The following is a 6,027-nucleotide window of genomic DNA, read 5'->3' on the forward strand; positions in this document are numbered from 1 at the left end:
CCCGCCGCACCCCGTGCCACCGCGAATCCACCGGCCCGCACGACGCGGCCCAGATCGGAACAGCCATCGGATCACCTCCGTTGCAGGAACCGAGCACGCTCGAAATTGATTCAGTAGCTGATACTGTCAGAACATATTCCTGACAGAATCACTGAGCAAGATCCCCATTCGAGTGATCCACCTGGTGTGCGCATGATCGTTAGGCTTGACCCATGTCGACAGCTCGCCGCAGGCAACTCGGTTCTTGGCTCGTCAAACTGCGGAAGCAGTCCGGCTGCGACGTCACGGACGCCAGCCGCGCGCTCGGCTGCTCCGAGTCGAAGATCCGGCACGTGGAAGCGGGTCGGTCCAAGGTCAAGAAAGCCGAGCTGGACCTGCTGGTGGAGCTGTACGGGGCATCCGCCGAGGTGCGCTCGCAGCTGGAGGAAACCCGGCTGCACACCGAGGAACGCGGTTGGTGGGAGTCCTACCGCGTGCCCGAGTGGTTCGCGCCGTTCGTCGACTTCGAGTCGTTCGCGACGGAGGCGGCCAATTTCGAGCTGGATCTGATCCCGGGGCTGTTGCAGACGGAGCGCTACGCGTACGAGATTCACCGCGCCGGTCGGTACACCACGAACCCGCAGGACATCGCCCGTCGGGTCAAGGCCCGCGTCGAACGGCAGAAGCGCCTCGTGGACGAAGCGCCGATCCAGCTCAGGGCCGTGATCGGCGAAGCCGCCCTGCACCGGGTGGTGGGCGGCCACGACGTGATGGCGGAGCAACTTCAGCAGGTCGCGGAGTTCGGCGAGTTGCCGAACGTCATCGTCCAGGTGCTCCCCTTCGAAGCAGGAGCGCACGCATCTCCGAGCGGGTCGTTCATCGTGCTGTCCTTCGAACATCCCGAGGACGAGGCGATCGGCTTCCTGGACACTCCGTTGGGCGGCCACATCATCGACCGGGCGGAGGATGTCAGCGCACTGCGATACGTGTTCGACGAACTGCGCTCCCATTCGTTGCCCGTCGCTGCGACACTGGATCGGGTGACCGCTGCGCGGGAAGCCCACCAGTGCCAGCAGCGAAAGGCGTGACAGTGGATCTTCATGACGTGAAGTGGCGCAAGTCGTCCCGGTCGAACTCGGGCGGCAACTGCGTCGAGGTGGCGATCACCCCGACCGTGATCGGCGTGCGGGACACCAAGGACCGCGCCGCCGGGCACTTCACCACCGACCGCACCCGATGGAACGACTTCCTCACCGCCATCAAGTCCGGCCGCTACTCACGCTGAACCGTCCGGCGGTGGGCGCGCTGACCGGAATCCGGGCTCAGCCCCGGTTGCCGGGCCGGGCGGCCGGGACGATCAGGCCCGACTCGTAGGCGACCACGACGGCCTGCGCCCGGCTGGTCAGATCCAGCTTGGCCATCATCCGCTTGACGTGCGTCTTCACCGTCGCCTCGCTGAGCACCAGGCGCTGCGCGATCTGCGCGTTGGTGAGGCCGTTGCCGACCAGCCGCAGCACCTCCGTCTCCCGCGCCGTCAACCGGTCCAGCCGGTCGTCCGCGAGCGCGTGCGTCCGGTGGTGCTGGGCGTAGGTCTCCACCAGCCGGTGCGTGATCTGCGGCGAGATGAGCAGATCGCCCGCGGCCACCGCCTGCACCGCCGCGACGATCCGGTCCGCCGGGGTGTCCTTGAGCAGGAAACCGGCGGCACCGTCGCCGAGCGCCGTGTACACGTACTCGGGCAGGTCGAACGTCGTCAGCACGATCACCCGGACCTCCGGGTCGGCCGCGAGGATGCGGCTGGTGGCGCTGATCCCGTCCAGCGACGGCATCTTGATGTCCATCAGCACCACGTCCGGCCGCAGCTCGGCGGCCAGCCGCACGGCGTCCGCGCCGTCCGCGGCCTCGCCCGCGACCTCCAGCCCCGTCGCGGCGGTCAGCAACGCGACGAGCCCGGCCCGGATCAGGGTCTGGTCGTCGACGACCAGCACTCGGACGGTCATGCCGCCTCGCCCGTCGGAAGCCGCAGCACCACGGCGAACCCGCCGCCGGCGCGCGGACCCGCGGTGAGGGCGCCGCCGTACAGCTCGGCGCGTTCCCGCATGCCGCGGATGCCGTGCGAGTGCGGCGAGAACTCCGGCGGCACCGGTGCGGTGCCGTCGTCGGTGATCTCCATGGTGAACGTCAGCTCCCCGTGGTCGAGGTGGATCGTGGCCTCGGCGGGCCCGGCGTGCTTGAGCACGTTCGTCAACGACTCCTGCGCGATGCGGTACGCGCACAGGTCCGGCCCGGCCGGGAGTTCGCGCGGTTCCCCGGTGACCACCAGGTCCACCGGCAGGCCCGCGGCCCGGGTGCGCTCCACCAGGCCGTCCAGCGCCGCCAGTCCCGGCTGCGGGCGGTACTCCGCCTCCGGGTCGGGCCCGGCGGGACCGTCGTCGACGCGCAGCACGTCCAGCAGCCTGCGGAGTTCGTGCAGCGCCTCCCGGCTGGTGTCGCCGACGGTGGCGAGCGCGCGCGCCGCGGTGGGCGGGTCCGACTCGATGACGTACTTCGCCAGCCCGGCCTGCAACGAGATCACCGACATGTGGTGGGCGACGACGTCGTGCAGCTCCCGCGCGATGCGCACCCGCTCGTTCGCCACCGCGTGCACCGCCTCCTCGGCCAGCCGCTCGGACCGCTGCGCCCAGCGCTTGGTGCCCTCGCCGACCATCCACACGATGAACATCGTCGGCGCGGCCTGCGCCAGCTCCGCCCAGGTCAGCTGCATCGGCGAGGCGAACCCGGTGAACATGACGGTGCCGGTGCCGACCAGCCACATCACCGCGGCGGCGGGCGTCGAGCGCAGCGTGGCGATGGTGAACATCGAGATCACCACGCCCACGCCGGCGTTGGTCAGGCTGCCGTTCCCCAGCGCGTGGTACCCGATGGTGGCGAGCACGATCGTCGCCGACGTCAGCACCGGGGCCAGCTGGCGCAGCGCGACCGGCGCCACGGTGAGCGGCAGCAGCACGGCGGCGATCCAGTTCACCCCTTGGTCGCCGACCTGCGCGATGACGGTCAACGCGGTCAGCGCGACCGCCAGCAGCACATCGGCCCAGATCGTTCGCAGTTTCCACGGCACAAGATCACCGTAGTGAGCGCGGCGGCCGGAATCGCCGCTCCGCAGGGGTATCCGGGAGTACCCCCACGGGGGTAACCGAAGATGCCGTTCCAGGGCGACGACCGGGATCCGCGGCGAACCTAGTGTTCACCGCCATGAAGCGAACCCTCGCAACCCTGATGATCGTCACCGCCGTCCAGACGGCCGTGTTCGCCGGAACCGCCGGAGCCACCCCGGTGCGCGACACCATGCAGCACGACGCGGACGTGCTGCTGTCCCACGGCGCTCCCGGCGTGCTCGCCGAACTCCAGACCCCGGACGGGTCGACGAAGGTCCGCAGCGGCTTCGGCGACACCGAGGCGCGGACCCCCGTGCCGTGGGACGCGAACTTCCGGATCGGCAGCTTCACCAAGACCTACGTGTCCGCGACGCTGCTGCAGCTGGTCGGCGAAGGCCGGATCTCGCTGGAGGACCCGGTGGAGAAGTGGTTGCCCGGCGTCGTGTCCGGCAACGGCAACGACGGCAGCCGGATCACCGTCCGGCAGCTGCTGCAGCACACCAGCGGCCTGCCCGAGTTCGTGCTGCAACTGCCGTGGATGTTCGACGAGGAGGGCTTCCAGCAGCACCGCGACGACACCTTCGCCGCCGAGCACCTGGTCTCGCTGGCCATGCAGCAGCCGCCGAAGTTCGAGCCCGGCACGTCCTGGAGCTACTCGAACACCAACTTCGTCCTCGCCGGCATGATCATCCAGCGGGTCACCGGGAACGAGTGGCAGACCGAGGTCCAGGACCGGATCATCGAACCGCTCGGGCTGCACGACACGTACACGCCGCGCGCCTCGAAGCACATCCCCGGGCCGCACGCCACCGGCTACCAGCGGTTCCCGGACGACATGAACTCCCCGAACCCGACCTTCGGCGCACCGCTGGACGTCACCGAGATCAACCCCACCTGGGCCGGGGCCGCGGGCGACATCATCAGCAGCACCGCGGACGGCAACCGCTTCCTGCGCGCCCTGATCGACGGCGAAGTGCTGCGCCCCGCGGAACTCGCCGAGATGCAGCGGACGGTGCCCGCCACCGAGATGGAGGCGAACTGGCCGGGCATGCGCTACGGGCTGGGCCTGATGTGGGCGCCCAACGACTGCGGCGGCTACTGGTCGCACGGCGGGGACATCCCCGGCTACAAGACCCGCAATGGCGTCAGCCCGGACGGCGAGCGCAGCGTGGTCGTCAGCATCAACACCGACTCGCTGGTGCCGGAGCCGGGCGTGCCCGCGCCCACCACCGACCCGGTGTCGGAGATCGTCGAGAACGCCCTCTGCGGCGACGGCAGGTAAGGCCGGCCCGGCGCGCCGGACCCGAACGTCCACATCGGACTCGGGTCCGGCCCCGACGTCGTCCGGCGAGCCGGGTCCACGCCTCCGCGAGCTGGTTCCGCTCGAACTCCGGCCGCCGGCCCCGAGTTCGAGGAACCGCCGCATCCGCCGCTGCGCCCGTCGGCGCTGTCGAACGCGAACACGCCGAGGTCCGGGCGGGCCGCCAGCCGCGTTCCTCGACGACGCGCAGGGGTGCCGCCTTCCGCGCCGGTTCGCGGGGGCGGCCGGTCGGCCGACTCGCACCGGTCCCGCGAGCTCGACGCCCTCGCCCGGCTCCGCGCCGGGCCGGCGGTCGCGCCCGATCAGCCCCGCCCCGGACCGGCCGCCTCGGGGAGCCGGACGGTGACGGTGAGCCCGCCGCCCGGGTTCGGCGCGGCACCCGCCGTCCCGCCGTGGGAGCGCGCGATCGCGCGGACCGGGGTGAGGCCGAGCCCGCGGGTGCCGGTGCGGCCCCGGCGCCTGCGGAAGGCCTCGAACAGCTCGCCGGTGTGCGCGGCCGTGAGGTCATCGCCGGTGTTCGTGGCGGTGATCGTCATCGAGCCGTCGGCGACCTCGACGGACAGCCGGGCGCCGCCGCCCGCACCTGCTCCAGCGCGTCTCCGGCCACCGCGGCCAGGTCGACGGGCCGCGCCCGCGCGGCCGGGCCAGGACTGGGCGCCGCGCGTCCGGTGCAGGGCACCGACGCCGAGTGAGCCGACGCGGGCGGCCGGGCGAGCGGGTCCGGTGGAGCGCGGGTGGGGCCGCGGGCCTGCCTGCGCCCGCACCCGGCCGCCCGCGGAGCACGAGGGGCCCCGCGGGCGGTGATCGAGGCCCCCGGCGGCGGGCTCCGCGTCGAGGTGGCTCTTCCACCCCGCGCCCTCGGCTCGCCGCGCGATCGATCGTCGGCGGACGGGCGCCGCCCGGGGCGGTCGCCGGGCCGACCCGGAACCCGGTGGATTCGCGTCGTCCTCGCAGGTCAGAGGTTTGTGCTCATTGTCCTGGCACGGGTGGACAAAGCCGTGGCCGAAGCGGGATGGCTTTGGTCAAAGTTGGCTGGAAGCGGGTCGCGAGTGGTGCTTAGCGTGATCGGCGTACGGCGCTCCGGGGGTGGGCGCCGAGCAACGGGAACCGACGGCCGGGCCGCGCGGCCGGCCGCGCACTGGGAGGAACTCAGATGAACACGAAGGCTTTCCGCCGCATCGCCGGAGCGACCGCGGGCACCGCCGCCTGCCTGGCGCTGCTCGTCGCGCCCGCCTCCGCGGCACCCGACGCGACCGCCAAGGCCGACCACCACTACTCGGTGAGCTGCACGGGCGGCAAGGCGAACCTGTCCTGGTCGACCGGCAGCCTCAACACCCGCGTCTACTACAACAACCACTGCTCCACGACCGCCAAGGTCAGCGTGCAGCTGGCCGACGCGGAGAACACCTGGCTGGAGTGCCTGTCGATGCCGGCCGGGAAGAAGAGCAGCAAGGAGTTCAACCACGGGTTGTCCGGCTCCATCCAGAAGATGATCAAGGGCTGCTGATCCCGGCCCGTCCCGCCGAGCGGGGGCGGGGGCGGGGCGCGGCGGTGTCCACGCCGCGGCCCGCC

7 protein-coding genes are annotated in these 6,027 nt (G+C 71.7%); 4 read left to right on the forward strand and 3 right to left on the reverse strand.

What is annotated here, in order from left to right:
• Window positions 1-212 precede the first annotated feature (212 nt).
• Complete coding sequence (locus tag LCD33_RS28030) at window positions 213-1,067, forward strand: helix-turn-helix transcriptional regulator (RefSeq protein ID WP_224958487.1); 855 nt, start codon at window positions 213-215, stop codon at window positions 1,065-1,067.
• Window positions 1,068-1,069: 2 nt separating this feature from the next.
• A complete protein-coding gene (locus tag LCD33_RS28035; RefSeq protein ID WP_224978469.1) occupies window positions 1,070-1,264 on the forward strand; it encodes a DUF397 domain-containing protein in 195 nt (64 codons plus the stop codon).
• A 37-nt stretch (window positions 1,265-1,301) separates the two neighbouring features.
• Here LCD33_RS28035 and LCD33_RS28040 read toward each other — a convergent pair whose 3' ends face one another.
• Window positions 1,302-1,979 (reverse strand): response regulator transcription factor, encoded by a 678-nt coding sequence (locus LCD33_RS28040; RefSeq protein WP_224978470.1) that lies wholly within the window; start codon window positions 1,977-1,979, stop codon window positions 1,302-1,304.
• The gene (locus LCD33_RS29530) at window positions 1,976-3,097 is read right to left on the reverse strand and encodes a sensor histidine kinase (RefSeq protein ID WP_224968920.1); all 1,122 of its coding nucleotides are present in this window, start codon (window positions 3,095-3,097) and stop codon (window positions 1,976-1,978) included. The genes LCD33_RS28040 and LCD33_RS29530 overlap by 4 nt, the downstream gene beginning before the upstream one ends.
• Before the next feature lie 134 nt (window positions 3,098-3,231).
• On the opposite strand from LCD33_RS29530, the gene LCD33_RS28050 reads away from it, so the two are divergent.
• Window positions 3,232-4,416, forward strand: coding sequence for a serine hydrolase (locus LCD33_RS28050; RefSeq protein ID WP_224958484.1), 1,185 nt, complete (start codon window positions 3,232-3,234; stop codon window positions 4,414-4,416).
• A 341-nt stretch (window positions 4,417-4,757) separates the two neighbouring features.
• On the opposite strand, the gene LCD33_RS29535 is transcribed toward LCD33_RS28050, so the two are convergent.
• Entirely contained in the window at window positions 4,758-5,219 is a 462-nt protein-coding gene (locus LCD33_RS29535; protein WP_224958483.1) for an ATP-binding protein, read from the reverse strand.
• 389 nt (window positions 5,220-5,608) lie between these two features.
• Here LCD33_RS29535 and LCD33_RS28060 point away from each other — a divergent pair, with 389 nt between their 5' ends.
• On the forward strand, window positions 5,609-5,962 hold the full coding sequence (locus tag LCD33_RS28060) for a hypothetical protein (protein WP_224958482.1): 354 nt from the start codon (window positions 5,609-5,611) through the stop codon (window positions 5,960-5,962).
• The last annotated feature ends 65 nt before the right edge of the window (window positions 5,963-6,027 follow it).

The organism is Saccharopolyspora sp. 7B (genome assembly GCF_020177435.1).
Classification (GTDB): domain Bacteria; phylum Actinomycetota; class Actinomycetes; order Mycobacteriales; family Pseudonocardiaceae; genus Saccharopolyspora_C; species Saccharopolyspora_C gregorii.